Origin of the sequence: Dorea sp. ICN-14282 (genome assembly GCF_037890115.1) — a bacterium.
GTDB lineage: Bacteria > Bacillota > Clostridia > Lachnospirales > Lachnospiraceae > Dorea_B > Dorea_B phocaeensis.
In genome coordinates this window covers 168,092-194,540 of record NZ_JBBKBH010000003.1, presented here as the reverse complement: position 1 = coordinate 194,540, position 26,449 = coordinate 168,092, and the positions used below count along the sequence as shown (strand labels likewise).

Sequence of the window (26,449 nt, the reverse complement as noted above, 5' to 3'; positions counted from 1 at the left end):
TAGAGGGGACAGTCAAAAGGAGAGCAAAATGCAGATATGCACTAAACAGCCGTTGAAGACGTGCTGCTCAATTGAAAAATAGTTATGGGGGAGTTTGTTATGATGGAGAAAACAGTAACCTTATATACCAGACAAAATGATAAGACACTGCGCCAGCTTGAACGTGACGGCAGAATCATTAATCATCGTGCCTATGTGCAGATGCATTTCGGAGATATTGCGCCTCTTTTTATGGAGAGCTACGACTGGTTTACCAAAGAGGCGTCTAAGATATTGGAAAAACCAGAGGATGTACATGCGCCGATCTGGTGTTCCATAAGCCCGGATAATTGTTTGAAGCCAATCGAAGGAACGGTGGTCTATGTACTGGAAGTTCCGGAAAATAAAGTGATTTATTTTGACGATGTGAAATGGGATTATGTGCTGAATCGGATTTATCTTCCGGATGACGAAGCGGATGCAAAGGCCTATAAGCAGCATTTGAAAGAGCTCGGTGTTTCCAACGGATTTGAGTTTTTTGAAGGAAGATATAAAGGGATGTACCCGGAGGAAGTGACGCGAATCAAAGAAAGCTGGAAGCGGGCGTTTCGGATTGATCATTGGACCATTTTTAATGTGTGCGGAAATATTTGGGAAATAAAAAAAGAGTGGGTGAAAAGAATCATAAAACCGGGCGAAGAAGTCTCTTTGGAATCTTGAAGTCGTCTGTTTTTGGAACCTGTTTTCGCTTGCCGGGAAGTGTAAGACCGGATACCATGTTGGTAAAGTGGGTAAATGGTGAAAGCGAAAATATTGCCGTAAGCAGGATACAGAACCCAAGCAGGAGAATAGAACCTGTAATGGTATCGATTTCGGACAGGATATTAGACGAACCCTTCAGAAAGGAGTAAGTCAATCCATGGAACAGATAGACTGCCATAGTACGGCTTCCGGCAAAGGAACAGCGAAGCCTTTTTTCGGAAATAAGCAGCGCTATTGCAAAGGTCATGGCAAAACCAATGGCATAGCAGAACAGGCGACAGAGGATTCCATCCAAGGCTGTCTGTCCCAGATAATCATAATTATAGCGTCCGTAGAAAATTTTAGGAGACAGCGCTTTGTGTCCGGGTTCCAAAATCAGGAACAGTACGAAAGAAACGATGAATATACCGGACCACCATTGGTTTTTTCGGGTACGAAACCTCGTAAGTAAGGAACGGTCAAAACGGGTTCCTGCAAGGAAGAACGGAAAGAAAACCAACGTTCTTGGAATACTTAACAGGTTGTCCGGCATGTCGGAACAGCCAACGAGAAGTCCTGCTATGACAGATAAGATCATATATCCCGGAATTCGCCGTATTACTGGAGTTAAGAGGCGCCAAAAAAAGAGCGCCTGAATATACCACAGAGAAAATTTGGGGTACAGAAGATATAATTCTGTAGGTTTTTCAATGATAAAGGTATATAAAGCATAGTATAAAAGTTCGTATACCAGATAGGGGATCAGTAGTTTTTGGATCAATGTTTTGAGCGGAAGATCCCGTTTGGAAAAGTATCCGGATATAAAAATGAACGCCGGCATATGAAAAGATACGATCAGCCACTTGACAGTATATAAAAAATCGTTGTTTCTATAGCTGAGTTCAATAAAATGTCCCATCACCACAAGAGCGATAAGCAATACCTTATAATTATCAAATAAATAATCTCTGGATTGTTGTTTGTCAGATGACATCATATGATTTCCTCCACTGCTGAATTTTTAGCAGAATCTATTTTACCCCGTGCCCATTTATTGGACAAGGAGTAAAATAGATGAAAAATTCATATTTTTGTCATAAATTTGTAACAAATATACCGAAGATGTTATAGATTTTAAGATGGAATCGGAAGAATCGTTTGTGAAAGGGTCTGCATTTCGGATTCTGTCTGGTCAGATAAAAGAAGAGATTCTGTATTCAAAGTAATGGTCATACTAGTTTCAGCTCCATAGGTTGGTGTGGCTGCATATTTCTCCATTGCCTGTACCAGTCCTGCGGATGCTTCTTCAATAGAATAGTAGGTTCCTTGCTCAAATTCATGGAAGGCATCTACAAAGCTGTTGTTAGGAGTTAAGGTAACCTCAACGGTGTAACCGCTGGTAACCTTCTTTGGAATTCCGACGGTGTACTGAGACTGCTTCAGAATATTTTTTAATGCGTTCTGATAACGCTGTGCGTAGTCCGAACTTAAGTCAGAAGGCGGTGTGAATGTGTCAGATTCATACCAGGCGAGCGCTTCTTCTTCGGTACGGTGTGTGTGCAGTGCAAAGTTTGTAACATCGCCTTTAAAAGAAGCATTCAGATAAGAAGTCATGAAGTCCTGGATATCTAATATTTCACAGACGGATTCATAAGGCTTCATATATCCGACCAGTGCTTTTTTCAGGAAAGCATTTAGCTCTTTTTCGGCAAAAGTGTATCCTTTGTCTGTTTTTTTGAGATGAAAGGTAGAAGAAGTCTTTCCCTGGAATACGGGATCCCCTTTTAAAGGAGAGTCCTTGGCTTCTAACAAAGCTTTCATTTCCTGTGTCAAATCAGCAGAACTCATGGAATCAAGATGCTTCTGGCAGGCATCCTTCATGGTTTCGCCGATGCTGATAGGCTGAAAAGAAACCGTGACAACCTGAGTCTTGTCTTCCTGTTTCTTAGGTTTGGAAATCTCAAATTCCATACGGTTAAACGCCTGCTGTAAGAAGCTGACGTAAGTCTTTTTCAGTTCGTCTGGGAACTGAAGTACATAAGATTCGTTGGGCTCTTTGATGCCTTCGTTTAGAAGTGTCTCGAAGGGTTTGGGGTCCTCCCTTTTCAGAGCGTTGATTTTGGTGACAATGGCATCGTCAGCGCCTTCTTTTTCGCAGCCGGTCAAAAGCAGAAGTGCAATGATGCACGGGATCAAAAGCAATCGTTTTTTCTTCATAAGAAATACCCCCTTCATATTCGGATTTAATTAGAATTATTATAGCATTCCCTCCTAAAATAGAAAAGAAAAATCGAGCGCAAATTTCTCGGAATATAGACTGGTAAAACCGATACATTTTATATATAATAGAAGGGCAGTTTGAAATACTTGCTGATGACGAATGAAAAGGAGAGGTATTCATGGAAATGTTAAACATTGAGAAAGAATTACAGGGCAATTCTTATCCTGGGCGAGGCATTATCATAGGAAGAAGTGCAGACGGAACAAAGGCAGTGACCGCTTACTTTATTATGGGAAGAAGTGAGAACAGCCGTAACCGCGTATTTGTAGAAGACGGCGAGGGAATCCGCACGCAGGCTTATGACCCATCCAAGCTGACAGATCCAAGCCTTATTATTTATGCACCGGTTAGGGTACTGGGCAATAAGACAATTGTGACCAACGGAGATCAGACAGATACCATCTATGAGGGAATGGATAAACAGATGACGTTTGAACAGTCCTTAAGATGCAGAGAGTTTGAGCCGGATGCACCGAATTATACACCTAGAATTTCCGGAATTATGCATATTGAAAATGGAAACTATAACTATGCGATGTCCATTTTAAAGAGCAATAATGGAAGTCCAGAAGGGTGCAACCGCTATACATTTGCGTATGAAAATCCGGCGGCAGGGGAAGGCCATTTTATTCATACTTACCAGTGTGACGGCAATCCGCTTCCAAGCTTTGAGGGAGAACCCAAGCTGATTGAGATCCCGGATGATATGGGTGCATTTACAGATATGCTCTGGAATAGTCTGAATGCAGAGAACAAGGTATCCTTGTTTGTTCGCTATATCGATATTGCAACAGGAACCTATGAAACCAAAATCGTGAATAAGAATCAGTAATCAGTAAGGAGACAGATGATGAAAGAGTTAGAATTAAAGTATGGCTGCAATCCAAATCAGAAACCATCCAGAATTTATATGAAAAATGGAGAAGAACTTCCGATTCAGGTCTTAAATGGAAGACCGGGATACATTAACTTTCTGGATGCTTTTAATGGCTGGCAGTTGGTAAAGGAATTGAAACAAGCGACCGGACTTCCGGCGGCGACTTCATTTAAGCATGTGTCACCGGCAGGAGCAGCAGTAGGACTTCCGCTTAGCGATACGCTGGCGAAGATTTACTGGGTGGATGATCTGGGAGAATTGTCTCCGCTTGCATGTGCATATGCAAGAGCAAGAGGAGCAGACCGCATGTCTTCCTTTGGAGATTTTATTTCTTTATCTGATGTGTGTGATGCGGATACGGCGCGACTGATTAAGAGAGAAGTGTCTGATGGTGTGATTGCTCCGGGATATGAGCCGGAAGCTTTGGAGATTCTGAAAGCAAAGAAGAATGGCAATTATAACGTTATTCAGATTGATCCTGATTATGTACCGGAAGCTTTGGAGCATAAAGATGTATTCGGAATTACGTTCGAGCAGGGACGCAACGAACTGAAAATTGATGAAGAGTTCTTTCAAAATATCGTAACGAAGAATCAGGATTTGACAGAACAGGCAAAGATTGATCTGGCTATTTCCATGATTACATTAAAATATACCCAGTCTAACTCCGTATGTTACGTTAAAGACGGACAGGCAATCGGAATTGGGGCAGGACAGCAGTCTAGAATCCACTGTACCCGGTTGGCAGGAACGAAGGCTGATAACTGGTGGCTGAGACAGTCTCCTCAGGTGATGAATCTTCCATTTGTGGACTCCATCCGAAGAGCAGATAGAGATAATGCGATCGATTTGTATATCGGAGACGACTATATGGACGTACTTGCAGATGGTGAGTGGCAGAAGATTTTCAAAGAGAAGCCAGAAGTATTCACCAGAGAGGCAAAGAGAGAGTGGCTTGATAAGCTGACGGATGTGGCTCTTGGCTCGGATGCATTTTTCCCATTTGGAGATAATATTGAGCGGGCACATAAGAGCGGTGTGAAATACATTGCACAGCCAGGTGGCTCTGTAAGAGATGACAATGTAATCGAGACGTGCGACAAGTATGGAATGGTGATGTCCTTTACGGGAATCCGTTTGTTCCACCACTAAAAGCACAGAACGGGATCGCTGCCCGTTGTATCGGAACATAGAAATGGACCAGAAGAAAATCGTAGTCTGAAGGTTGAGGAAGCTAGGGTTGCGATTTTTTTGGAATTAGTCAGGGAAACTGGAAAATCAGGGAAGAAGGTATAGTATGAGTAGGAATGTAACCGGAAAAACAAAATTATTCGGGGTGATCGGAACACCGATTGAGCATAGCTGTTCTCCGAAAATGCACAATGCGGCATTTGATGCACTGGGTTTGGACTATGAATATCTGGCTTTTGAGGTGGGACAGGATACGCTTGCGCAGGCGGTGGAAGGCTTGAAGGTGCTGGGCGTGAAAGGATTTAGTGTTACGATGCCAAATAAGCAGGTTGTTGCTCCGTATTTGGATGAATTAAGTAAAGAAGCAAGACTTTGTGGTTCCGTGAATTGTGTTCATAATGAGAATGGAAAGCTCATTGGTTATAATACGGACGGTCATGGTTTTGTGGAAACGCTTCGCAGAAATGGGGTGAAGATCGAAGGAGCGAAGATGACGCTGATCGGAACAGGCGGCGTCAGTGCAGCTGCCTGTACGCAGGCTGCCTTAGATGGAATGAGAGAAATCTCACTGTTCGGAATTAAGGATGCCACCTTTGAAGCAGGATTAAAGCTGGCCGAGAGATTAAATCGTGAGACGAACTGCAAGGTTCAGGTATATGAATTGGCGGAGGAAAATATTTTAAGAGAACAGACGGCGCAAAGTGATATCCTTGGAAATGCAACGCCAGTCGGCATGGGAAAAATGGAAGGGAAGAGTCCGGTGAATGATCTTGCGGTGTTCCGGCCGGGACTGTCGGTAATCGATGTGATTTATCATCCGGCTAAGACAAAGTTTCTGGAGATGGCAGAAAGCTGTGGATGTAAGATTATGAACGGGAAGCAGATGCTGTTGTATCAGGGGGCGAAAAGTTTTTCCATTTGGACAGGAAAAGAAATGCCGCTTGATGTGGTGGCGCCAATCGTGGCAAAACATCAGTAGTGAGAGCGGAAGTGTTTGCAATGGATCAGTATGATGTAATTATTATCGGCGCAGGTCCGTCTGGGATTTTCTGTGCGTATGAGCTGAAAAAACAAAGACCTGATCTGAGAGTTTTGATGCTTGAAAAAGGACGATCTATCGAAAAGAGACAGTGTCCGAAACGAAAGACAAAGGTATGTGTGGGCTGTCAGCCATGTTCCATTACAACCGGATTTGCAGGAGCGGGAGCATTTTCTGATGGGAAATTATCGCTATCTCCGGATGTAGGAGGGACGCTTCCGGAAATTCTGGGCTATGAGAGGGCAGAGGAATTGATCCGTGAGGCTGATGATATCTATCTGAAATTTGGTGCAGATGAGAAAGTCTATGGAATCGAAGATTACGAGGCGATTGAGAATATTCGGGCCAAGGCGATTCGTGCGAATCTAAAGCTGATCGAGTGTCCGATTCGTCATCTGGGGACGGAAGAAGGTTATAAGATCTATACACGTCTTCAGAATCATCTGCTGGAACAAGGTGTTGAGATCCAGTTTATGACCATGGTGAAGAATATCCTGGTGGAAGACGGCGTGGCAAAAGGTGTTGTGACGGATAAGGGTGAGACATACTACGCATCGGAGATTGTAGCAGGAATCGGACGGGAAGGATCGGAGTGGTTTTCTCATATCTGTAAAGAGCACAATATTGAGACTCGAAACGGTACCGTGGATGTGGGCGTGCGTGTGGAAGTGCGCGATGAGATTATGAAGGAACTTAATGAGAAGCTTTATGAAGCAAAATTAGTGTATTATACGCCGACATTTGACGATAAGGTGCGCGTATTTTGTACGAATCCATCCGGGGAAGTGGCAACCGAATATTATGACGAGCGGCTGGCTGTGGTGAACGGACATGCGTATAAGTCACAGGATATGAAGACGAATAATACGAACTTTGCGCTCTTGGTTTCCAAAAACTTTACGGAGCCTTTCAAGTCTCCGATCGAGTATGGCAAGCATATTGCGCAGCTGGGAAATATGCTCTGTGACGGTAAGATTCTGCTGCAGAGATACGGAGATTTCCGAAGAGGAAGGCGTACCACACAGGAGCGTCTGATGCGAAATAATATTACGCCGACCTTAAAGGATGCGGTACCGGGAGATCTGTCGCTGGTATTTCCGCATCGAATTATGGTGGCGATCGATGAGATGATTCAGGCGCTTGATAAAGTGACGCCGGGAATTGCATCAGATGAGACGCTGCTGTACGGTGTGGAAGTGAAGTTCTATTCCAATAAGGTGGTTGTAAATCAGGAGTTTGAGACGAATATCAAAGGCCTTCGCGCAATGGGCGACGGAGCGTCTATCACCAGAGGCCTTCAGCAGGCATCTGCCAATGGAATTTGTGTGGCAAGATGTATTCTTGAGAAGTAGATCCAGACGGAATACAGAGGAAATATAGAAAATATAGAAGAAATATAGCAGAATTACAGCCGGGGATTTGGTGATTTTTTGAGAAGACCAAGTCCCCGGCTGTAATTTTAGGTTGTAATTTCAGACAAAACCTCGTATAATAGAACACATGTTGAAATCCGATTGTGCAAAAAAATCGGACAAAAAGGCAAATACAAGGAGATTATAATTATGGGTAAATATTTTGGCACGGATGGATTCCGCGGAGAAGCAAATGAAGTATTGACGGTTGAGCATGCGTTTAAGGTTGGAAGATTTCTTGGATGGTATTATGGACAGGATCATAAGGCGAAGGTTGTGATCGGAAAGGATACCAGAAGAAGCAGTTATATGTTTGAGTATGCTCTGGTAGCAGGATTGACGGCATCTGGAGCTAATGCGTACCTTTTGCATGTGACGACGACTCCAAGTGTATCTTACGTGACAAGAACAGAGAATTTTGACTGTGGTATTATGATTTCCGCAAGCCATAATCCGTTTTATGATAATGGAATCAAGATCATCAATGGAAAAGGGCATAAACTGGAAGCCGAAGTGGAAGAAAAGATTGAGGCGTATATTGACGGTGAAATCGGGGAACTTCCGCTTGCTAAGAAAGAGGAGATCGGTCGAACCGTAGACTATGCAGCGGGAAGAAATCGTTACATTGGTTATCTGATTTCTCTGGCAACAAGGTCCTTTGAAGATATGAGAGTAGGTTTGGACTGCTCTAACGGAAGCGCATTCGCCATTGCAAAAAGCGTTTATGATGCATTAGGAGCAAAAACCTATGTGATCAACTGTGAACCGGATGGAACGAATATTAATACGAACTGTGGTTCCACACATATTGAAGTGCTTCAGCAGTATGTGAAGGAGCATCAGCTGGATGTCGGATTTGCATATGACGGTGATGCCGATCGGTGTATTGCAGTGGATGAGAATGGCAATGTGATTGACGGAGATTTGATTCTGTATGTCTGTGGAAAATATCTGAAGGAGAATGGACGGCTTAACGGCGACACGATTGTAACGACGATTATGTCCAATCTGGGACTTTACAAAGCATGCGACAAAGCAGGTCTTAAGTATGAAAAGACGGCAGTTGGAGATAAGTATGTATATGAAAATATGGTACAAAATGATTATTCTCTTGGCGGAGAGCAGTCCGGCCATATTATTTTCAGCAAACATGCGACGACAGGAGACGGAATCCTGACATCTCTGATGGTGATGGAAGTTATTTTGGAGAAGAAGATGAGTCTTGGAAAGCTGGCAGAGGCGGTTAAGATTTATCCACAGCTTCTAAAGAACGTACGCGTGGCTGATAAAAAAGAAGCGAGGGAGAATCCAGCAGTTGTAAAAGCGGTGGAAGCTGTTGCCGAAGCTCTTGGCGACGATGGACGTATTCTGGTAAGAGAAAGTGGAACGGAGCCGGTGATTCGTGTGATGGTTGAGGCGGCAACGGATGAACTTTGTGAGAAATATGTAAATCAGGTGGTTGATGTTATCAAAGCCGAAGGTCTGATGATTGAATAATGAACGTATTCCGGGCACAGTGTTTTCACTGTGCCTGTTGTATTATAAGCCTCTTTATTTTGCATGAGTTTTTTAAAATTGACACATACTATAGAATCATGTGGAAAAGGAAGGAGAACTTATGTATAAGTATTTGCCGATTACAGATATTTACGCAAGAGAAATTCTTGATTCTCGCGGGAATCCTACGATAGAAGCTGAGGTGTTGGCAGGAGATGAGTTTCTCGGACGCGCAGGAGTTCCGTCCGGGGCTTCTACCGGGAAATTTGAAGCGGTGGAACTTCGGGACGGCGGAAAGCGATATGGTGGTCTGGGGGTACGTCGCGCAGTGGATCATGTCAATGCCAGGATTGCACATGCATTGGTGGGAATGAATGTGTTCGATCAGAAGGCGATCGATGAAACGCTACAGAAGTTGGATGGAACCAATAATAAATCAAATCTTGGTGCAAATGCAACGCTGGGAGTTTCCATGGCTGCGGCAAAAGCTGCGGCAGCTGCGCTTCGGACGCCACTTTATTCTTACTTGGGCGGCATTCATGTGGGAAAGATGCCGGTTCCGATGATGAATATCTTAAATGGCGGTGCTTGTGTTATTATAATGACACAAGGCAGAACCCCTTATAATACAAGGGCTCTAGCGATTTAGTCCTAAATAAATTTCGTAACCAATCAACGAATTTATGAAGGAAAGGCCTCTCTTTTATAAATAACACAGTACAGAAGTAATAGAATTTCAGAACTCTGCTGAGATGTATTTACTATACCACGAAAGCGGTGATAATTGAATAAAAATATATTTTGGACTGAATTAGCTCGCATGAGATTTATATCTCAGCTGTCTGATTCAGTCTTTTTATTTAACAAGAAAGAAGGGAAAGATTATGGCAAAAGTAATTTCTATTGTAAACCAAAAAGGGGGAACGGGAAAATCAGCATGTACAGCTAATTTAGCAGTAGGATTAGCACAAAAGAATATGAAAGTGTTAATCGTTGATGCCGATCCACAGTCTGATGTATCCGCAGGATTTGGATATCGTGATTGTGATGAAAGTAATGAAACACTTACAGCTCTTATGGATACAGTAATGAAAGATGAAGATATTCCTTCAGACTGTTATATCAGGCATCAGGCAGAAGGAATAGACATTATCTGTTCTAACATTGGACTGGCAGGTACGGAAGTACAGTTGGTAAATGCAATGAGCAGGGAATATGTATTGAAACAGATTTTATATGGTATCAAGGATCAATATGATGCAATTATCATTGATTGTATGCCATCATTGGGAATGATCACAATCAATGCACTGGCTGCATCAGATGAAGTACTAATTCCGGTTGAAGCGTCTTACCTGCCAATCAAAGGATTGCAGCAGTTATTAAAAACAATCGGTAAGGTCCGTAAGCAAATCAATCCGAAGCTGCAAGTCGGTGGAATTCTGTTTACGATGGTCGATGCTCATACGAATGATGCCAGGAATAATATGGAACTTCTCAGAAATGTATATGGAAGTCAAATTCATATCTTCGATAATTATATTCCATTTTCTGTAAGAATGAAGGAAGCAGTCAGAGAAGGACAGAGTATTTTCTCTTATGATCCGAAAGGCAAAGCTACAGAAGCTTATCGGAGAGTGACGGAGGAGGTGCTGAAAGATGCCATCTAAAAAAAGAGCAACTCCCGTTTCCTTACAGCCGCTTGATGCATTGTTTGGAACAAACGAAGAGACAACCAATGGAATTAGTGAGATAGCAATAGGAAGTCTTCATCCATTTACGAATCACCCGTTTCAAGTAAGAGATGATAAGAAAATGGAAGAATTAGCGGAAAGTATTACACAATATGGCGTGTTGGTTCCTGGTATTGTGCGGTTGAGAGAATCCGGTGGTTATGAGCTGGTAGCTGGTCATCGGCGAAAACGAGCATGTGAACTTGCTGGACTAGAGAAAATGCCGGTTATCATCAAAGATCTAACAGATGATGAAGCGACGGTGATTATGGTAGATTCCAACATTCAACGAGAAGAGCTGCTGATCAGCGAAAAGGCATTTGCTTATAAAATGAAATATGAGGCGTTAAAGCGTCAGGGAAAACGATCTGATTTAACTTCTTGCCAAGTTGGCAAGAAGTTGGCGGCAGAAGAAGTCAGTCAGAATACAGGAGATAGTTCCAGACAGATTCTTCGATATATTCATCTGACAGAGTTAGTAGCAGAGCTATTAGAATTGGCAGACGAGAAGAAGCTTCCCTTTAACACAGCTGTTGAACTTTCTTATTTGAGAACTGAAGAGCAGCAGATATTATTTCAGTATATGAGTAATCACAATATGGTACCTTCCATGAAGCAGGCAAAGGAATTGAAGCAGATTTCAAAAGAGCGGATGTTGACGTATTCAGAAATTGACCAGATTTGCATGAATGAAAGTACTGAAAAAGTTCAGGTGCAGATTCCGGCGAAGAAATTGAAACAATATTTTCCAGATACATATACAAAGACTCAGATGGAAGAAATTATATTTATGCTTCTGGCATCGTGGGCAGAAAGAGAGGGTAAAGAATGAGCAATGAAGATATGGCAAGTAGAATACAAGTCTATCTGAAAAAGATAGAAAAGATACGTGTTAAACGGATAAAAAGAGAGAAGTTTAAACATTTGTTGAAAACATTAGGATTATCAGCAGGAAGGAAGTGAAAGTATGGCTTTAAAAATTGTACGAAGATATGATGCGAACGGAAGGGAGCTTACGGAGAAAGATCTGGAAACCTTTCGATTGGATTCTCCTGTGGTTAGAGAAATATTGGCAAACCTTAATCGGGAGGTGGCGGAAGGAATCAGACAGAGGGAGAAAAAAGATGACGATTGAAGATGTAATTAAAAAATCGATTCTGCCACTGGCATTTATGGTATTCTGGTTTTGGATGACAAAAACAATTATGAAGGTCAGTGGACAGACGGATTGGTTCTGGTGGGTATTTATTGCTGGACTTCCATTTGGAATACATAAAATGCGGTTGATTCTGATTCCGAGAGGAATGGATACCACAGCAACACTTGGGATGGCTGCATTAAGTGTCATCATTGGAGCATTGATTGGAAGTATCATGATTCCAGTGTATGTGATTAGAGCGATATACGTGTTTATACGGTATGTCATTGGAAAATAGAATATTAGATTGATAAGAGGCAGGCTTGCGAAAACAAAAATCGTAAGTCTGCCTCTTTTTTTGTGCTTAAAACCAGGCAATTCAGGGGAAGTCCCTTTTGCAAATATATATTCTTGGAGGATTTTTAATATGAGAGAGCGAATTGAAAGTAAGCATGTAACTAAGGAAATCAAAAGTCAGATGCCAGTAATTCCGGTGGAAATTGTTAAAGAAAGAGGCTGTACGTTCTGCCCGTATTATCTGGGCAATTATGAGAAACAGCCACGTTGTATGATGAAAACCTGTGCCTGGGATGATGAAAATGAACGTTTCCATCCAGTTCTTCGTGAACTGATCCCATTTTACAAAGAGAAGATGGAAAAAGCAGAAGAAAAGTTCCTTGCAATGAAAAAGATTTATACAACACTGTTAGGAATGTTTGCCGATGAAATGAAGCAAGAAGAGTTGGAAAAAGATGAATGTTACGGATGTGCCTATGGAAAATGTGGACCATGTATCGGCATCTGTTACAAATCAATGAAAGCATAGGAGGGTTAAGCCAATGAATACAACAGTTATTTCCGGGCGATTGGTAAGAAATCCCGGATACAACGAAGTGGAGAATGAAAAAGGACTTCATAAGATTGCCAAGTTTGTTCTGGCAGTCAGAAGAAATTATTCCGATGAAGTCAGTTTCATTCCGGTAAAGGCTTTTGCAAAGAAAGCAGAATTTGCCAGAGATTATCTGATGCAGGGCACGAAGGTCATGGTGGAAGGCGAGATTGTCACAGGTAATTATGAAGATAAGGATACCGGGAAAAAAATTTATACCACCGAAGTGTATGCAAACCGGATTGAATTCGCAGGTGCAAAAATGGTTGACAGACCACCGTTTCCAGAAGATGCGGAAGGGTTCTTAGAGATCCCAGAGGGCATGGAAGAAGAAATGCCGTTTAGATAGAGGAGGATAAAAGATGGTTTCAGTAGATCAGGCGTATATGGTAGGGCATATGAAAAATGCCGATGGAAGTATCAATAACAAAAATGTAGTGCTGTCAGCAGCATGTGAAGCAGCGGAACTGTTCCAGTGCATGATGTCAGTAAATCAGAAACTGGAGGACTGGCAGAGATTTAACCACACCTTGGAGCAGCATCTTAGAAGTGTGGAATGTGAGAAAATCCATGATATCTGTCAGGCAGTATATGGAATGAAACATCCGTCCGATGAACTGGAAGGATTGTATCTGGCAAGAGAGGATGAACAGATATGCCTTCTGTACTATCAGGTATTTGTAGGGATGTTGGAAATCAATATCAATTCAGCTGAAGTGCTGTACAAACAGAAGGAGGAAACAATCAATGAGTAAGATGGAGTATATGCCGGTAGATTGTCTGCAGGTGCCGAAGGTGCTGTTCCAGATGGAAAAATACAAAAATCTGTCAAATACAGCAAAGATTTTATACAGCTTATTTCTGGATCGTTTGAAATTTGCGGTGCAGAATGATTGGGTAGATGGTAAGGGGGATTTGTATGTAATCTATCCAAAAAGTGAAATGAAGAAAGACCTGAATACAACTAGATATGGGGTAGATCAGGCAGTACAGGAACTGGTGGATGTTGGAAATCTAGTGCGTATCATTCCGAACAATGGAAAGGCAAACCACTTTTATATCAACGATATTTATGAAAATGAGATGGAGGAAGAATCAATGATGACATTAGACAGCATTATGGCAAATATGCCGATGGAAGAAAGAGAAATCATTATGGACAAAATGGTGAAAGCATCCAGAGATATTCTGGAAACAATTGCAGATATGGGATATCTGGATGAATATGAGACACCACTGACTTCAATGGAAGAAAGAAATTATCGAGATGAGCTGGGACAGCTTGATGTTGATCAGATTTCCTGTGATGGCTATGAATTTGGCATGGATCTGGCGTTTGGAATTCTTGAAGAGAATGAGGAAAATGCTGATAGAGTACTGGATATTCAGCAATATGTGAACAGGCAGAATAAAAAGTGTTCAAAAAAGAAATTTATGAAAGTTCTGGAGACTCTGGTACACGCAATAGGAAATGATGAAGGATTTATTGCCGATATGTATGCGTGTGATAAAGAGGCTAGGAAAATCTATTTGGAAGAAGCGATGAATGCATTCAATTATGTGCTTGATGAATTATGTCATGGTACAGGCAGTGCTGCAAATTGTGATTTTGATGTAGAAGAGTAGGAAAATATTATGGCAGATTTTGAATATTTCAGAGCAGAAGAATCTGACCAGTTTTCTTTCTTTCGGATACCAAAAGCTCTGTTCACAGAAAAAGAGTTTGCAAGCCTGTCCACAGACGCAAAGCTTCTTTACGGAATTCTGCTTGATCGAATCAGTCTATCCAAGAAAAATGGCTGGATTGACAGTGATGGTTATGTCTATATCATTTACACGATTGCAGAATTGCAGGAGCTGTTGCGAATGTCGCATACAACAGTAACAAAGCTTCTTTATGAGCTTGACAGTGTGCATGGAATTGGATTGATCGAACGGTATCGGCAGGGGAATAATCGTCCTTCTGTCATATATGTGAAAAATTTTGTGAAACGGATCAGAGGAAAGCCAGTAAGATACGTTGCTTCTGGAACGCCAGAAACTGGAAATCCAGACTGCAAAGAATTGGAAATCCGGATTGCAAGAAACTGGAAGTCCGGAACGCAAAAAAATAGAAGTCCGGACTGCAAGAATCTGGATGGAAGTAATACTAAGATAAATAAGACTGAAAAGAATCATACTGATAAGAGTAATGGCAATACTCCCGCGTTGGAAGAAAAATTCAGTCTGTATGGGAGATTTAAAAATGTTGTTCTGTCGGAAGCTGAACTGCGGGAGTTGATGATGCTTTTTCCATGGGATTACCAGAAACGAATTGATCATCTTTCTGTTTATATGAAATCCAGTGGAAAAGAATATCAGAACCATTTTGCAACAATCTGTCTTTGGGCAGAACGGGATGGAGCCAGGGCAGGAATGGATAAATATGAATTTCAGGAAGGAGAAAGCCTGTGATGGAAAATAAAGTAACAGCAGATTATCTGGACAAAGAGGGATGTCTTCATTGTGGCATCTGTGGAAAAAGAAAACAGATGAAAGTCAGTCTGATGGGATTTGAGCATGTAGTGTCCTGTTTGTGCGAATGCGAGGTGAAAGCCAGACAGGAACTGGATGAAAAGATGCAGTGGGAAGAAGCACAGCGGCTGCTTTATCAGAGAAAATCCGTCGGACTTCGGGAAAGAAGATTCTGGGAATGGAAATTTGAAAATGACAATGGAAGCAACCAGAAGACACTAATTGCCAGGCAGTATGTAGAAAACTGGACAGATATGAAGAGAAAAAATGTAGGATTGCTTTTGATGGGACCAGTTGGAACTGGGAAAAGTTTCTTTGCAGGCTGTATTGCAAATGCACTTTTGGAACAGGGAGAACGTGTCATGATGACGAATTTTTCCAGGATTTTAAATGAAATGACCAGCTATCAGGCAGATAAGAACCAGATTATACAAAATCTTGTGGATTATCCGCTGCTGATTATTGATGATTTAGGAATAGAACGAAATTCTGAGTTTGCTTTGGAGCAGGTCTATAATGTGATAGACAGCCGCTATTGTAAAATGCTTCCGCTGATCGTAACAACGAATCTGGGACTGAATGAAATGAAATCCACAGATTTGGATACTGCCCATCAGCGTATTTACAGTAGAATACTTGAAATGTGTGTTCCCATCTATTGTGGTGGAGAAGATAAGAGAAAAGAAGAAGGAACAGAAAAACTCGTACAGGTGCAGAACCTGATTACCGGTTAATTTGTCTTTTTTTATTAAAGGGGGTGATTGCCATGATTACAGATCTGGACAGCAGTTGAATCGCTGAAAGGAGGGAAAAGTCATGCAGGAAGAGGTAACTCAGAAAACGGTCACGTTCTGTATTCGGGCTACTAAGATTACGGCAGACCTGTTGAAAAAGGTTCTTGTTGCGTATCTGCGTCATCAGAAGCAGAAATCAGTAGAGAAGAAAGCACAGAAAAATCAGCCGAAACAGGGAAAGGTCACGGTAAAAGAGCTGGCAAAACAGAATGCCGGGATGGTCAATATCGAGATCACGGACAAAAATATCAAGTCCTTTGAACGGTATGCCAGAAAATATGGGATCAATTATGCTCTGAAAAAAGACAAGAGCAAAGAACCTCCGGTTTATCTGGTATTCTTCAAGGGGCGTGATCAGGATGCACTCAATGCTGCTTTCCGTGAGTTTTCCCAGAAACAGATTCAAAAAGCGAATAAACCTTCCATTCATAAGCGTCTTGCAGCTTACCGGGCAATGATGCAAAAGAAGACGAAGGACAAAGTAAAGAACCGGCATCAGGAGCAGAGTCGATGAAAAAGAAAAGCGGCAAAACTCTGATGCAGAAGTGGAAGAATAAAATCGGGGGTAAGCTGTCCGCCCTGGATAAAAAGAAACTGGTTCTTACAAATATCCCTTATGCTCTGGCTGCTTTCTATGCAGACCGGGCATTTTTTCTTTACCGGAACAGTCCGGGAGAAGATATGGGGAACAAACTATTATATGCAATGGAACACGCAGACCGGATTTTTGCAGGTTTTGTGTTAAGCAATAACTGGAAAGATCTGCTAGCAGGTATTGTTGTTGCAGTCGTTCTGAAAGTGTTGGTCTGGCAGAAACAGGCAGACGCAAAGAAATTACGGAAAGGCATCGAGTATGGTTCAGCTAGATGGGGAACCGCAGAGGATATCAAGCCTTATATGTCGGAAGATCCCTGGATGAATATTCCATTGACAGCAACAGAAGCATTGACTATGGAAAGTAGACCTAAACAGCCAAAGTATGCAAGAAATAAAAATATAGTGGTCATTGGCGGCAGTGGTTCCGGAAAAACTCGATTTTTCGTTAAGCCGTCAGTCATGCAGATGAACTGTTCCATGGTCATTACAGATCCGAAAGGCACTCTGATTGAGGAGTGCGGGAAGATGTTAGCAAAGGGACCACCTAAGAAAGATAAGAATGGAAATATTATGAAAGATAGATCTGGAAAAGTAGTTCATGAGCCATATGTGATTAAGGTTCTGAATACTATCAATTTTTCCAAATCGCTTCATTACAATCCATTTGCTTATATACGGTCTGAAAAAGATATCCTGAAGCTGGTGACAACAATCATTGTTAATACCAAAGGCGAAGGGGAAAAAGCTTCCGAAGATTTTTGGGTGAAAGCAGAGAAATTGCTGTATACAGCACTGATTGCTTTTATCTGGTATGAAGGGGATGAAGAGGAAAAGAATCTGAATACCCTTCTGGATCTTTTGAATGAAAGCGAAACCCGTGAAGAGGATGAAACTTACCAGAATCCTGTGGATATGATGTTCCAGGAACTGGAAGAAAGAGATCCGCAGCACTTTGCGGTCAGACAGTATAAAAAATATAAAATGGCGGCTGGCAAAACGGCGAAGTCGATTTTGATTTCCTGTGGTGCGAGACTTGCCCCATTTGATATCGCAGAACTTCGTGAGATCATGTCTTACGATGAAATGGAACTGGATAAGATCGGAGACAGGAAAACAGCCTTGTTCTTGATTATGTCCGACACAGATACAACCTTTAACTTTGTGATTGCCATGTTACAGTCACAGCTTTTCAATCTGCTTTGCGATAAGGCAGATGATGAATATGGTGGAAGACTGCCAGTTCATGTGCGTGTCATCGCTGATGAGTTTGCCAACATCGGGCAGATTCCACAGTTTGACAAGCTGATCGCAACCATCCGAAGCAGGGAAATCTCTGCTTCTATTATTTTACAGTCACAGAGTCAGCTAAAGGCAATGTATAAGGATAGTGCAGATACCATTCTGGGTAACTGTGATACGACACTATTTCTTGGAGGAAAAGAGAAAACTACCTTAAAGGAAATGAGTGAGCTTCTGGGTAAGGAAACCATTGATCTGTATAACACTTCGGAAACGAGGAGTAATCAGAAGTCCTTTGGATTGAATTACCAGAAAACAGGCAAACAGCTGATGACAGAAGATGAGATTGCAGTCATGGATGGAGGAAAATGTATCCTTCAGATTCGTGGTGCCAGACCATTTTTCTCAGACAAATATGATATCACGAAACACAAAAATTATCGTTTTCTTGCAGATGAAAATGAGAAAAACCGATACAAAGTAGAAAAAGAGTTAAATCCGCAGTACACACCGAAACCCGAAGAAGAAGTGGAGGTAATTCAGGTGGAGCTGTCGGAATAACCATGGGAATGAACGAAAAATAATGAGGAAAGGAATAACTGACATTAGGTGCGCCGGCTTTTTAGTCGGTGTTTTTTCATTCCCGTAAACACCTGAAAGAAGTCAGTTTTGGTGAATGTATATGGCATTTTTTAGCAGTGCAATTACAACTTTAAAAACTCTTGTAGTCGCAATCGGCGCAGGTCTTGGCGTGTGGGGTGTCGTAAACCTTCTGGAAGGATATGGAAATGACAATCGTGCGACACGTTCGTAAGTGAAAAGCTTACGCACAAAGTCGAAGGGCAATTGTAGCCCGAAACTTTGGAGAACTGATATTCCGATTGGTGAAATGAGGGGGTAACGTCCCGAAGCGCCACCCTAATACTCCGAATGGCGGGGAGCATGCAACGGCTCTCTCCAAAAGTTTATAGAGCTCGGTGAAGTCGGCAGAGAGCAACCGTAAGACTGGTTTTCAGACCAGACACGAAAGCTGTCCAGAGGTGGATGGTGTTGCCTATATGCCGGGGGTCGGATATCCATGGTGAGAATGTATGAAAATACTGACGAAATTCTGAATGTACGAGTCTAAACGTTGATGCGGTCGAAAGGCAGTACACCCTTCATGGTGGTATCTGTGGGCGAGTAAAATTGGTTGTTATGAAAGTCCATGCATCGTTACAGGCGGTGCGGTTATGCATGACCAGATACAGGTTTAGAGGAAGAACCTAAAGATATCCAATGATAGGAATATCGGAACGTGGAAAGCTGGGAACACGGAGGCGGTTGCAAGCCAGTGATGTGGTGGATGGGAATACCTTCGCGAGAGGGCAATAACCATTCTTTATTCCAGTGAGAGTAGTGGCACAGTACCTGTGAAGCCGTGAATAAGTAAGCGGTGGAGGGATAGCCACAAGTCGAATTCAGCAAAGAAAATGAAAACACAACAAACACAGCTTCGAGTATGACAAAGAAAATCCAAACCGAAGGGAGAGGATGCCTGTGTTGACTTCGGGGCAGCAAGAAAGGAAAAGTAAACAGAGAAAAATCCGCAACTCAGAGTATTACGACATGGAAGGTACTTTTGACAGGCTGTATGCAGAAAGTAAGAAAGATAAAACCTTCAACCATCTGATGGAAATCATCGAGAGTGAAGAAAATATCAAGCTTGCATACAGAACGATAAAGAAGAATACAGGAAGTGATACTTCGGGAGTGGATAAAAGGACGATAGCCGACCTTGCAAAGTTAAGCGAGGAAGAATACGTCCGTCTCATACGGAAACAATTCAGTAATTATCATCCACGACCCGTAAGGCGAGTGGAGATACCAAAGCCCAATGGAAAGTCCAGACCTCTGGGAATTCCAACTATCGTAGATCGGATCGTACAGCAATGTATTTTGCAGGTCATGGAGCCGATATGTGAAGCAAAATTCAGTGAGAACTCCAACGGGTTCCGCCCGAACCGTTCCGCTGAGACTGCTATTGCGCAATGCATGAGGCTGATACAGGTACAGCATCTGTACCATGTGGTTGACCTCGATATTAAAGGCTTCTTTGATAATATCAGCCATACAAAGCTGATTCGTCAGATATGGGCATTGGGAATCCGGGACAAAAAGCTGTTATGCATTATAAAAGAGATGCTGAAAGCACCTGTTGTTCTGCCAGATGGGAAGAAAACATATCCCGCACGGGGTACCCCGCAAGGCGGTATTTTGTCGCCATTGCTTGCAAACATCGTATTGAATGAACTGGATTGGTGGATTGCCTCACAATGGGAGGAGATGCCAACAAAAACAAAATTCAAAACGAGGAGCAATGCGCAGGGAACAGAGATTAAGAGCCACGCTTACAGGGCTCTGCGCCGGAGCAGATTAAAAGAGATGCATGCAGTTCGGTACGCAGATGATTTTAAAATTTTCTGCGCAACACATGAGGATGCTGTCAGAGCATACAAGGCAACAGAGTTATGGCTAAAGGACAGGCTGGGGCTGGAAATCAGCCCTGACAAATCCAAAGTAGTAAATCTCAAAAGACAGAATTCTGATTTTCTCGGGTTCAAGCTGAAAGTTCGTAAAAAGGGTAAGAAATATGTGGTTCGGTCTCATATGAGCGATAAAGCATACAAAAAGGCTCATGAAAAAGTCTCGGAAGAAGTAAAGAAACTGGCTCATTCGTCAGATGATAATGCTCAGTTCATGCAGCTTCAGAAATATAACTCTGTAGTTGCCGGACTTCATGAATACTATTGTATTTCTACAGAAGTATCCCATGACTTCAGCAGACTTGCCTTCAGTATCAACAAACAGCTCAGAAACAGACTGAAAGGAGACTTATCCAAAAAGGGACAGCTCAGAAATGGGTTCATTAAAGAAAAGTATGGAGCAAGCAGACAGATGAGGTTCCTTCATGGACGTCCGGTGGTTCCACTGGGATATGTCCAGTCAAAGAATGCCCAGCATAAAAGGAAATCCATCAATAAATATACGGTAAAAGGTCGGGAACAGATTCATAAGAATCTTGCAATCGACACAGCGACAATGTTATGGCTGATGAGAAATCCTGTAAAGGGCAGAACCATTGAATATGCGGATAACCGTATTTCTTTGTATGCGGCACAGTATGGTAAATGTGCAGTGACAGGAATTCCGATGGATTCCCACGATATTCACTGCCACCATAAAGTGCCGGTTAGCAATGGCGGTTCGGATGAATACGCAAATCTTATTCTTGTCAGCAAAGCGGTTCATATCCTTATCCATGCTTCTTCAGAACTTACGATTGAGAAGTACCTGAAATCCTTAAATCTTGACAATAAACAAATAGAAAAGCTTAACAAACTTCGTATTATGGCAGAAATGCCACCTATTATTCTTTGAATTTAATGCTGTAACGAAGTGTGTAAGTTGTGTTTAAAAGCCCTGGACGGCTGAATTCGATGGAGCGCCGTGTGCGGTGAAAGTCGCATGCACGGTGTGGAGCGGGGGAAAATCCGGAGATAACTTCAAAGGATTACCTATCGCTATCCGGTGCTAAGAGCCAGGGCATCAAACACTTAATGTCTTCTATGTGAAAAGATTTTAAAGAGAAAATGCACATCCTACGCAGATAACATGACAATTTCATGCAAAGCGAAAGGAGACACCATGAAAATCGAATACACAAAAGTGGGAGACTATTATTTACCGAATCTTTACTACCCGGAGGAAACCAGACCGATTGGCTTATGGGGAATGCTTCGGAAGGAATATCTGAAAGAACATAAATCTGGAACTTATACATATCTTCTTCTGACCGCCAGGCTGGACAGTTATTTGGCAGATCTGAATGAACAGGCACAGGAACGCTTTGAATTGATCGAAACTCAGATGCGAAGTGCGGAGGGAGTTTCCGAGGAACTGAAGAGACAGAATCCTATGGAATGGCTATGCCACTGTAACAATATCCGCAACCGGGCTGCTGAGATCATCAAGCAGGAACTGATTTATGTATAAGGGGGATTCTAGATATGAGAAGAGAACTGATTGAAAGTTATTATGAAGAATACCAGCGGGAGCTGGAAAGATTTCTTGAATCTGACCCGGAGATGTTCACTCTGGAAGCAGAAATTCATCATTACATAGAAATACTGGAACCGGTCCTCAGAGATGGCGGACAGGAGATGTGGCAGACACTGGACAGGATTATTTCAGCGAAAAATGCAATGGAGGGAATTGTGGCAAAAGAAATGTATATCCGGGGATTTCTGGATTATGAAAGACTGGTGTGTGAAAAAGACAGTAAGATCTGAATAATCAGAACATAGACTATATATAACGAGGCTTTTATTGTATAGACAGTAAGAGCCTCATTTAATATAGTTTTCATAATAAAAAACAGGTGGTAGTACGTATTTGCTTTGTGTTATATAAGAATTGGTCTGGCTGAACAATGGTGAAAATTTACTATGATTTTACTTAAATCTGATTGAAGGATGAAAAAGTGATGATATCATATAGTGGGTTGATAGGGTTACAGAAAATGTATTCACAGAGGCAGAGAAGAAATAATGAAAGTAAAAAATGCAGATGAATTTTATAAAATATTAGAAAGAAAGGCTATATATCCGGTATTTCAGCCGATTGTAAATTTACAGACTGGAGATGTGGCAGGATATGAAGCTCTTAGTCGTATCGACAGGCATGATACGACTCTTATGATTTCAGATTTGTTTGTGATTGCTGAACAGGTAGGCTGTGTTTGGAAATTGGAAAAATTGTGCAGAAATAAAGCATTGAAGGCAGCGGCGAATAAACCAGAACATGCAAAATTATTTCTTAATGTAGATGGTAATATCATTCAGGATAAATCGTTCATACAGGGATTTACAAACCGTAAGGCTGCGAAAGCCGGAGTACCGTCCTGTGACATTGTATTTGAAATAACGGAACGGTCGGATATAGAAAACTATCAGATTCTGCAACAGATTATGAAGCATTATGCAGATCAGGGATATGAAATAGCTTTGGATGATGTTGGAGCTGGATATTCTGGTCTGAACCGTGTAGTAAATACATCGCCAAACTACTTAAAAGTTGATATAGAACTGGTCAGAGATATTCAAAAACATAAGAAAAAGGAAATTATGATGGAATTTCTGTTGCATTACTGTAATGAGACAGGAGCAATTCTGATTGCAGAAGGGATAGAAACAGAAGCAGAGTTGGAGTGTCTGTGTAGATTAGGTGTTCATTACGGACAAGGATATTTTCTTGGAAGACCGGACAGAACGTTCAAAAATGTAAGGAATGAGGCGATGTTGGTATTACGTAGACTGAATAATAAATCGTAATGAAAACTATATGTCAGCAGGTGAAAAATGAATAAGTCAATTATAACATTATAAAGATTTCCATTGATTTTTACACCTATTTTACACAAGCACTCACATAGATTTGATTTCTGTCTTCTATAATTGTATAGGAAAATGTAGATCTTATATAATAACAGGAGAGGAAAGAGAAATGAACGAGAATGTGAAAGTGGTTTTTGGTCTGATCGGTGGCCTTGCCTTGTTCCTTTATGGAATGAACAGCATGAGTGATGCACTTCAGAAAGCCGCAGGAGAACGAATGAAAAAAATCCTTGGATTTCTTACAAGAAATCCAATTATGGGAGCACTTGCCGGAGCACTTGTAACAGCTGTATTGCAGAGCAGTTCAGCGACGACAGTTATGGTTATCGGTTTTGTCAGTGCGGGACTTATGAGTCTTCCGCAGGCAATTTCTGTTATCTTTGGTGCCAACATAGGAACCACTATGACGGCACAGCTGATGGCATTTAAAATCAGCAATTATATTTATCCAATTATCTTTGTTGGATTTATTCTGAACTTTGTTAGCAAAAAAGAAAAGGTTAAAAATATCGGTATGGTAATTTTTTCATTCGGACTTTTATTTGAAGGAATTGAAATCATGGGTGAAGTCATGAAACCTTTGGCGGGAAGTCCGGTCTTTGTTGATCTGATGGGAAAAGTTTCATCCATTCCGGTTCTTGGTGTTGTACTGGGAGCGGTCATGACATTGGTTGTGCAGAGTAGTTCAGCTACGATTGCAGTTCTGCAGAATTTTGCATCACAGGCAGGACCGGACGGAGTAAGCAGTGTAATAGGGCTTACCGGTGCGATTCCGATTCTTCTTGGAGATAATATAGGTACAACGATCACAGCACTTCTTGCATCAATTGGACAATCTAAAAATGCAAAACGTACAGCAATTGCGCATAGTATTTTTAATATCAGTGGAAGCTGCGTTTTTATTTTCCTGGTTCCGTGGTTTGCAAAATTTGTCCAGTTTATTTCACCAAAGGGAAATGAGATTGATGTGATTTCAAGACAGATTGCAAATGCACATACAACGTTTAATATCGTCTGTACACTGGTCTGGCTGCCACTGATTCCGCTGATGGTAAAAATTGTTACAACAATCATCCGTGGAAATGACAAAACAGAGAAAGCAGCTTTTGAACCCAAATATCTGGATATGAAAGTGATTGAACAGCCGGCGGCTGCTATGGTTCTGGTATCTAAGGAACTGAACCGACTTGGAGAACTGGCAGAATCTCTGTTAAGTGATTTAAAAACGGCGATTGTAGCAGATGGAGACTCAAAAACTCATGGTTCGTTTATAGAAAATCTGGAGATTGTACATCAGTTACAGGACAGTGTGACAGAATATATTACCAGATTATTCGCAAGCGGAAACCTTACAGAACAACAGTCTGAGCAGACGGCAGGGTTACTGTATGTAAACAATAGTATTCAGAGGATTGCAGACAGATGTGAAGATATTGACCAGATATGTGAAAAAGTAAATAACAATGGAAAAAGACTGACCAGTGAAGCCTCCTCAGAAATGGAAGACTGCATTGATATTATCCAGCAGCTTTTAAAGAAAGCAATGGAGGCAATCCGTAAGGGTGATGCTGTAGTGGCTGAAACAGTTTTTAAAAATAAGAAAAAAATGCATAAAGCAGAGAAAAAATACAGTAAGGCACATTTAAACCGTGTAAAAAATGAGGTTTGTGATGCGTCTATGACAAGATATTTTTCTGGGATCATGTATAATTTTGACCGTATGGCAGATAATTGTGTCAGCATTGCAGAAGAAGCCTGTGATAATGTGGCTTTTATAAACCTTGATGAAGAGACGGGAAAATCAATGATGGAAAGAGGTGCAGTATAAAATGGTAAAGAAAAAAAACATCCGAAAATCTGCACTTCTGCTGATAATGATAATGCTGGCAACGGGAATAACAGCATGTGGAACCGAGGAAGAGCCATTGCCGGATCTGTCTGCTATGGGAGCTGTCACAGCTGTATCACGAGAAGAAGGGTCAGGAACCAGAGCAGAATTTGAGAATCTTTTGAAACTGCCTGAGAGTGATACAGGAATAGTTGTTGATTCTACAGAGAAAGTTCTGAAAAAGGTGGAAGAAGATAAAAACGCAGTTGGTTATGTCGCATATAGTTCCGCAACAGATACGAATGGAAAAATACTTCAAATCAACGGAGTTCTTCCTTCTGAGAAAACAATAGACAATAACAGTTATCCTCTTTGCAGGGATTATTATCTGGCTTATAATGGAGAACTGACAGATGTGGAACAGGATTTCCTGACTTATGTAAAGAGTAAAGGACAGGATATTGTGAAACAATATTGTATTCAGGCTGACAGTACAACAACATTCCTTTCTGACAAGTCAGAAGGAAAGATTCTGATTGAAGGATCCACTTCAATGGAACCAATGGTAAAAGCACTGGCAGATGACTATCAGAAACAAAATCCAAATGCTGAAATAGAAGTAAAAGCAACAGATTCTTCAAGAGGGATTACGGCGGTGATAAGTGGAGAGTGTGATTTCGCAATGTCATCCAGAGAATTAAAGGATTATGAAGCAGAGCTTCTGGAAACAAAAGTCATTGGAAAAGATGCTATAGCTATTGTGATAAATGAAGAAAATCCACTGGAAAATCTTACAATAAAACAACTTACAGGTCTGTACAATGGAACATATAAAAACTGGGATGATCTTTCCTGAGAAAAACGAATATAATATCTTACAAGCACTGACTATAACGGTCGGTGCTTCTTTTTTGGATTTTTTCAAAATTATCTGACATTCTTCAAATTCCCACGTGTGATTAGTGGAAAAATAATTTTTTCTGCAAAAGTACCGTCCAAATGCCCTCTGAAACTTGCTATTAGTGAGGGAATATTTCATTTATGCGAAAAAAACTTGCAAAAGGGGGTTGGTAAATACCGCTTCCCAGGCTTTATAGGTAGAGGAACAATTATTTTAAAAATTTTACCCCAAAGATGTCCGCTTTTGCCTGTCTCAGTACAGAGTATGTGAAGGGACTAACAAAAGTAAAAGAAAAAATGATAAAAATGCAAAAAAATATCACGAATCTTTTGCATCTTGCGAAGTCATTTGACTCTAGTAATCA

27 protein-coding genes and 1 pseudogene are annotated in these 26,449 nt (G+C 41.5%); 26 read left to right on the top strand and 2 right to left on the bottom strand.

Annotated elements, in window-relative coordinates:
* The first annotated feature begins 99 nt into the window (after window positions 1–99).
* Window positions 100–699: a DUF3841 domain-containing protein gene (locus WKT00_RS09470; RefSeq protein ID WP_340263309.1), complete on the top strand. Its 600-nt coding sequence runs from the start codon at window positions 100–102 to the stop codon at window positions 697–699.
* On the opposite strand, the gene WKT00_RS09465 is transcribed toward WKT00_RS09470, so the two are convergent.
* Entirely contained in the window at window positions 662–1,717 is a 1,056-nt protein-coding gene (locus WKT00_RS09465) for an acyltransferase family protein (RefSeq protein ID WP_340263307.1), read from the bottom strand. The two genes, WKT00_RS09470 and WKT00_RS09465, sit on opposite strands and share 38 nt — an antisense overlap.
* 137 nt (window positions 1,718–1,854) lie before the next feature.
* Window positions 1,855–2,937: a hypothetical protein gene (locus WKT00_RS09460; protein WP_340263305.1), complete on the bottom strand. Its 1,083-nt coding sequence runs from the start codon at window positions 2,935–2,937 to the stop codon at window positions 1,855–1,857.
* Window positions 2,938–3,119: 182 nt separating this feature from the next.
* Between WKT00_RS09460 and WKT00_RS09455 the strand changes: the two genes are divergently transcribed.
* From WKT00_RS09455 to WKT00_RS09335, 25 genes and pseudogenes are all read left to right on the top strand, one after another.
* The gene (locus WKT00_RS09455) at window positions 3,120–3,833 is read left to right on the top strand and encodes an IMP cyclohydrolase (protein ID WP_173814705.1); all 714 of its coding nucleotides are present in this window, start codon (window positions 3,120–3,122) and stop codon (window positions 3,831–3,833) included.
* An 18-nt stretch (window positions 3,834–3,851) separates the two neighbouring features.
* Window positions 3,852–5,030 carry a phosphoribosylaminoimidazolecarboxamide formyltransferase gene (locus WKT00_RS09450; protein ID WP_101695792.1) on the top strand — a complete coding sequence of 393 codons (1,179 nt, stop codon included), beginning with the start codon at window positions 3,852–3,854 and terminating at the stop codon, window positions 5,028–5,030.
* 145 nt (window positions 5,031–5,175) lie between these two features.
* A complete protein-coding gene (gene aroE / locus WKT00_RS09445; protein ID WP_340263303.1) occupies window positions 5,176–6,048 on the top strand; it encodes a shikimate dehydrogenase in 873 nt (290 codons plus the stop codon).
* A gap of 20 nt (window positions 6,049–6,068) precedes the next feature.
* The gene (locus tag WKT00_RS09440; protein ID WP_101695794.1) at window positions 6,069–7,460 is read left to right on the top strand and encodes an NAD(P)/FAD-dependent oxidoreductase; all 1,392 of its coding nucleotides are present in this window, start codon (window positions 6,069–6,071) and stop codon (window positions 7,458–7,460) included.
* A gap of 210 nt (window positions 7,461–7,670) precedes the next feature.
* A complete protein-coding gene (gene glmM, locus WKT00_RS09435) occupies window positions 7,671–9,017 on the top strand; it encodes a phosphoglucosamine mutase (RefSeq protein ID WP_340263299.1) in 1,347 nt (448 codons plus the stop codon).
* A 121-nt stretch (window positions 9,018–9,138) separates the two neighbouring features.
* Window positions 9,139–9,603 (top strand): annotated as a pseudogene (gene eno, locus WKT00_RS09430) (phosphopyruvate hydratase); the annotation flags it as partial.
* Window positions 9,604–9,901: 298 nt separating this feature from the next.
* A complete protein-coding gene (locus WKT00_RS09425; protein WP_118142723.1) occupies window positions 9,902–10,687 on the top strand; it encodes a ParA family protein in 786 nt (261 codons plus the stop codon).
* Window positions 10,677–11,582 carry a ParB/RepB/Spo0J family partition protein gene (locus tag WKT00_RS09420; protein WP_118142724.1) on the top strand — a complete coding sequence of 302 codons (906 nt, stop codon included), beginning with the start codon at window positions 10,677–10,679 and terminating at the stop codon, window positions 11,580–11,582. The genes WKT00_RS09425 and WKT00_RS09420 overlap by 11 nt, the downstream gene beginning before the upstream one ends.
* Window positions 11,583–11,717: 135 nt before the next feature.
* Window positions 11,718–11,885, top strand: a complete 168-nt coding sequence (locus tag WKT00_RS09415; protein ID WP_165853758.1) for a hypothetical protein — start codon at window positions 11,718–11,720, stop codon at window positions 11,883–11,885.
* Window positions 11,875–12,186, top strand: a complete 312-nt coding sequence (locus tag WKT00_RS09410; RefSeq protein ID WP_022068206.1) for a DUF6050 family protein — start codon at window positions 11,875–11,877, stop codon at window positions 12,184–12,186. The genes WKT00_RS09415 and WKT00_RS09410 overlap by 11 nt, the downstream gene beginning before the upstream one ends.
* 129 nt (window positions 12,187–12,315) lie before the next feature.
* Entirely contained in the window at window positions 12,316–12,714 is a 399-nt protein-coding gene (locus tag WKT00_RS09405) for a hypothetical protein (RefSeq protein ID WP_044921493.1), read from the top strand.
* 13 nt (window positions 12,715–12,727) lie between these two features.
* Window positions 12,728–13,126 (top strand): single-stranded DNA-binding protein, encoded by a 399-nt coding sequence (locus WKT00_RS09400; protein ID WP_005344165.1) that lies wholly within the window; start codon window positions 12,728–12,730, stop codon window positions 13,124–13,126.
* A gap of 13 nt (window positions 13,127–13,139) precedes the next feature.
* A complete protein-coding gene (locus WKT00_RS09395; RefSeq protein WP_055060295.1) occupies window positions 13,140–13,532 on the top strand; it encodes a hypothetical protein in 393 nt (130 codons plus the stop codon).
* Window positions 13,525–14,403: a replication initiator protein A gene (locus WKT00_RS09390; RefSeq protein WP_117579928.1), complete on the top strand. Its 879-nt coding sequence runs from the start codon at window positions 13,525–13,527 to the stop codon at window positions 14,401–14,403. The genes WKT00_RS09395 and WKT00_RS09390 overlap by 8 nt, the downstream gene beginning before the upstream one ends.
* A 9-nt stretch (window positions 14,404–14,412) precedes the next feature.
* Window positions 14,413–15,231 carry a replication initiator protein A gene (locus tag WKT00_RS09385; RefSeq protein WP_118142726.1) on the top strand — a complete coding sequence of 273 codons (819 nt, stop codon included), beginning with the start codon at window positions 14,413–14,415 and terminating at the stop codon, window positions 15,229–15,231.
* Window positions 15,231–16,025: an ATP-binding protein gene (locus WKT00_RS09380; protein WP_118142727.1), complete on the top strand. Its 795-nt coding sequence runs from the start codon at window positions 15,231–15,233 to the stop codon at window positions 16,023–16,025. The genes WKT00_RS09385 and WKT00_RS09380 overlap by 1 nt, the downstream gene beginning before the upstream one ends.
* Window positions 16,026–16,107: 82 nt before the next feature.
* Entirely contained in the window at window positions 16,108–16,599 is a 492-nt protein-coding gene (locus tag WKT00_RS09375; protein ID WP_118142728.1) for a PcfB family protein, read from the top strand.
* 23 nt (window positions 16,600–16,622) lie between these two features.
* Complete coding sequence (locus tag WKT00_RS09370) at window positions 16,623–18,482, top strand: VirD4-like conjugal transfer protein, CD1115 family (protein ID WP_445292932.1); 1,860 nt, start codon at window positions 16,623–16,625, stop codon at window positions 18,480–18,482.
* 121 nt (window positions 18,483–18,603) lie between these two features.
* Window positions 18,604–18,735: a Maff2 family mobile element protein gene (locus WKT00_RS09365; RefSeq protein ID WP_026650183.1), complete on the top strand. Its 132-nt coding sequence runs from the start codon at window positions 18,604–18,606 to the stop codon at window positions 18,733–18,735.
* A 719-nt stretch (window positions 18,736–19,454) separates the two neighbouring features.
* Window positions 19,455–21,341, top strand: coding sequence for a group II intron reverse transcriptase/maturase (ltrA, locus tag WKT00_RS09360; RefSeq protein WP_208062150.1), 1,887 nt, complete (start codon window positions 19,455–19,457; stop codon window positions 21,339–21,341).
* A gap of 267 nt (window positions 21,342–21,608) precedes the next feature.
* On the top strand, window positions 21,609–21,956 hold the full coding sequence (locus WKT00_RS09355; protein WP_015543451.1) for a TnpV protein: 348 nt from the start codon (window positions 21,609–21,611) through the stop codon (window positions 21,954–21,956).
* 14 nt (window positions 21,957–21,970) lie between these two features.
* Window positions 21,971–22,252 (top strand): hypothetical protein, encoded by a 282-nt coding sequence (locus tag WKT00_RS09350; protein ID WP_003864601.1) that lies wholly within the window; start codon window positions 21,971–21,973, stop codon window positions 22,250–22,252.
* A 258-nt stretch (window positions 22,253–22,510) separates the two neighbouring features.
* Window positions 22,511–23,293, top strand: a complete 783-nt coding sequence (locus WKT00_RS09345) for an EAL domain-containing protein (RefSeq protein WP_003864600.1) — start codon at window positions 22,511–22,513, stop codon at window positions 23,291–23,293.
* Between the two features lie 172 nt (window positions 23,294–23,465).
* Window positions 23,466–25,184, top strand: a complete 1,719-nt coding sequence (locus tag WKT00_RS09340) for a Na/Pi cotransporter family protein (RefSeq protein ID WP_020944839.1) — start codon at window positions 23,466–23,468, stop codon at window positions 25,182–25,184.
* A gap of 1 nt (window position 25,185) precedes the next feature.
* Complete coding sequence (locus WKT00_RS09335; RefSeq protein WP_015543454.1) at window positions 25,186–26,040, top strand: substrate-binding domain-containing protein; 855 nt, start codon at window positions 25,186–25,188, stop codon at window positions 26,038–26,040.
* Window positions 26,041–26,449: the final 409 nt, after the last annotated feature.

Coding starts and splice junctions, on each gene's coding strand:
- ltrA (WP_208062150.1), top strand. CDS start 19,455: ATGCCTGTGTTGACTTCGGGGCAGCAAGAAAGGAAAAGTAAACAGAGA.
- WKT00_RS09335 (WP_015543454.1), top strand. CDS start 25,186: ATGGTAAAGAAAAAAAACATCCGAAAATCTGCACTTCTGCTGATAATG.
- WKT00_RS09375 (WP_118142728.1), top strand. CDS start 16,108: ATGCAGGAAGAGGTAACTCAGAAAACGGTCACGTTCTGTATTCGGGCT.
- WKT00_RS09470 (WP_340263309.1), top strand. CDS start 100: ATGATGGAGAAAACAGTAACCTTATATACCAGACAAAATGATAAGACA.
- aroE (WP_340263303.1), top strand. CDS start 5,176: ATGAGTAGGAATGTAACCGGAAAAACAAAATTATTCGGGGTGATCGGA.
- WKT00_RS09460 (WP_340263305.1), bottom strand. CDS start 2,937: ATGAAGAAAAAACGATTGCTTTTGATCCCGTGCATCATTGCACTTCTG.
- WKT00_RS09355 (WP_015543451.1), top strand. CDS start 21,609: ATGAAAATCGAATACACAAAAGTGGGAGACTATTATTTACCGAATCTT.
- WKT00_RS09365 (WP_026650183.1), top strand. CDS start 18,604: ATGGCATTTTTTAGCAGTGCAATTACAACTTTAAAAACTCTTGTAGTC.
- glmM (WP_340263299.1), top strand. CDS start 7,671: ATGGGTAAATATTTTGGCACGGATGGATTCCGCGGAGAAGCAAATGAA.
- WKT00_RS09420 (WP_118142724.1), top strand. CDS start 10,677: ATGCCATCTAAAAAAAGAGCAACTCCCGTTTCCTTACAGCCGCTTGAT.
- WKT00_RS09465 (WP_340263307.1), bottom strand. CDS start 1,717: ATGATGTCATCTGACAAACAACAATCCAGAGATTATTTATTTGATAAT.
- WKT00_RS09405 (WP_044921493.1), top strand. CDS start 12,316: ATGAGAGAGCGAATTGAAAGTAAGCATGTAACTAAGGAAATCAAAAGT.
- WKT00_RS09385 (WP_118142726.1), top strand. CDS start 14,413: ATGGCAGATTTTGAATATTTCAGAGCAGAAGAATCTGACCAGTTTTCT.
- WKT00_RS09345 (WP_003864600.1), top strand. CDS start 22,511: ATGAAAGTAAAAAATGCAGATGAATTTTATAAAATATTAGAAAGAAAG.
- WKT00_RS09425 (WP_118142723.1), top strand. CDS start 9,902: ATGGCAAAAGTAATTTCTATTGTAAACCAAAAAGGGGGAACGGGAAAA.
- WKT00_RS09400 (WP_005344165.1), top strand. CDS start 12,728: ATGAATACAACAGTTATTTCCGGGCGATTGGTAAGAAATCCCGGATAC.
- WKT00_RS09370 (WP_445292932.1), top strand. CDS start 16,623: ATGCAGAAGTGGAAGAATAAAATCGGGGGTAAGCTGTCCGCCCTGGAT.
- WKT00_RS09440 (WP_101695794.1), top strand. CDS start 6,069: ATGGATCAGTATGATGTAATTATTATCGGCGCAGGTCCGTCTGGGATT.
- WKT00_RS09450 (WP_101695792.1), top strand. CDS start 3,852: ATGAAAGAGTTAGAATTAAAGTATGGCTGCAATCCAAATCAGAAACCA.
- WKT00_RS09415 (WP_165853758.1), top strand. CDS start 11,718: ATGGCTTTAAAAATTGTACGAAGATATGATGCGAACGGAAGGGAGCTT.
- WKT00_RS09350 (WP_003864601.1), top strand. CDS start 21,971: ATGAGAAGAGAACTGATTGAAAGTTATTATGAAGAATACCAGCGGGAG.
- WKT00_RS09410 (WP_022068206.1), top strand. CDS start 11,875: ATGACGATTGAAGATGTAATTAAAAAATCGATTCTGCCACTGGCATTT.
- WKT00_RS09380 (WP_118142727.1), top strand. CDS start 15,231: ATGGAAAATAAAGTAACAGCAGATTATCTGGACAAAGAGGGATGTCTT.
- WKT00_RS09340 (WP_020944839.1), top strand. CDS start 23,466: ATGAACGAGAATGTGAAAGTGGTTTTTGGTCTGATCGGTGGCCTTGCC.
- WKT00_RS09390 (WP_117579928.1), top strand. CDS start 13,525: ATGAGTAAGATGGAGTATATGCCGGTAGATTGTCTGCAGGTGCCGAAG.
- WKT00_RS09455 (WP_173814705.1), top strand. CDS start 3,120: ATGGAAATGTTAAACATTGAGAAAGAATTACAGGGCAATTCTTATCCT.
- WKT00_RS09395 (WP_055060295.1), top strand. CDS start 13,140: ATGGTTTCAGTAGATCAGGCGTATATGGTAGGGCATATGAAAAATGCC.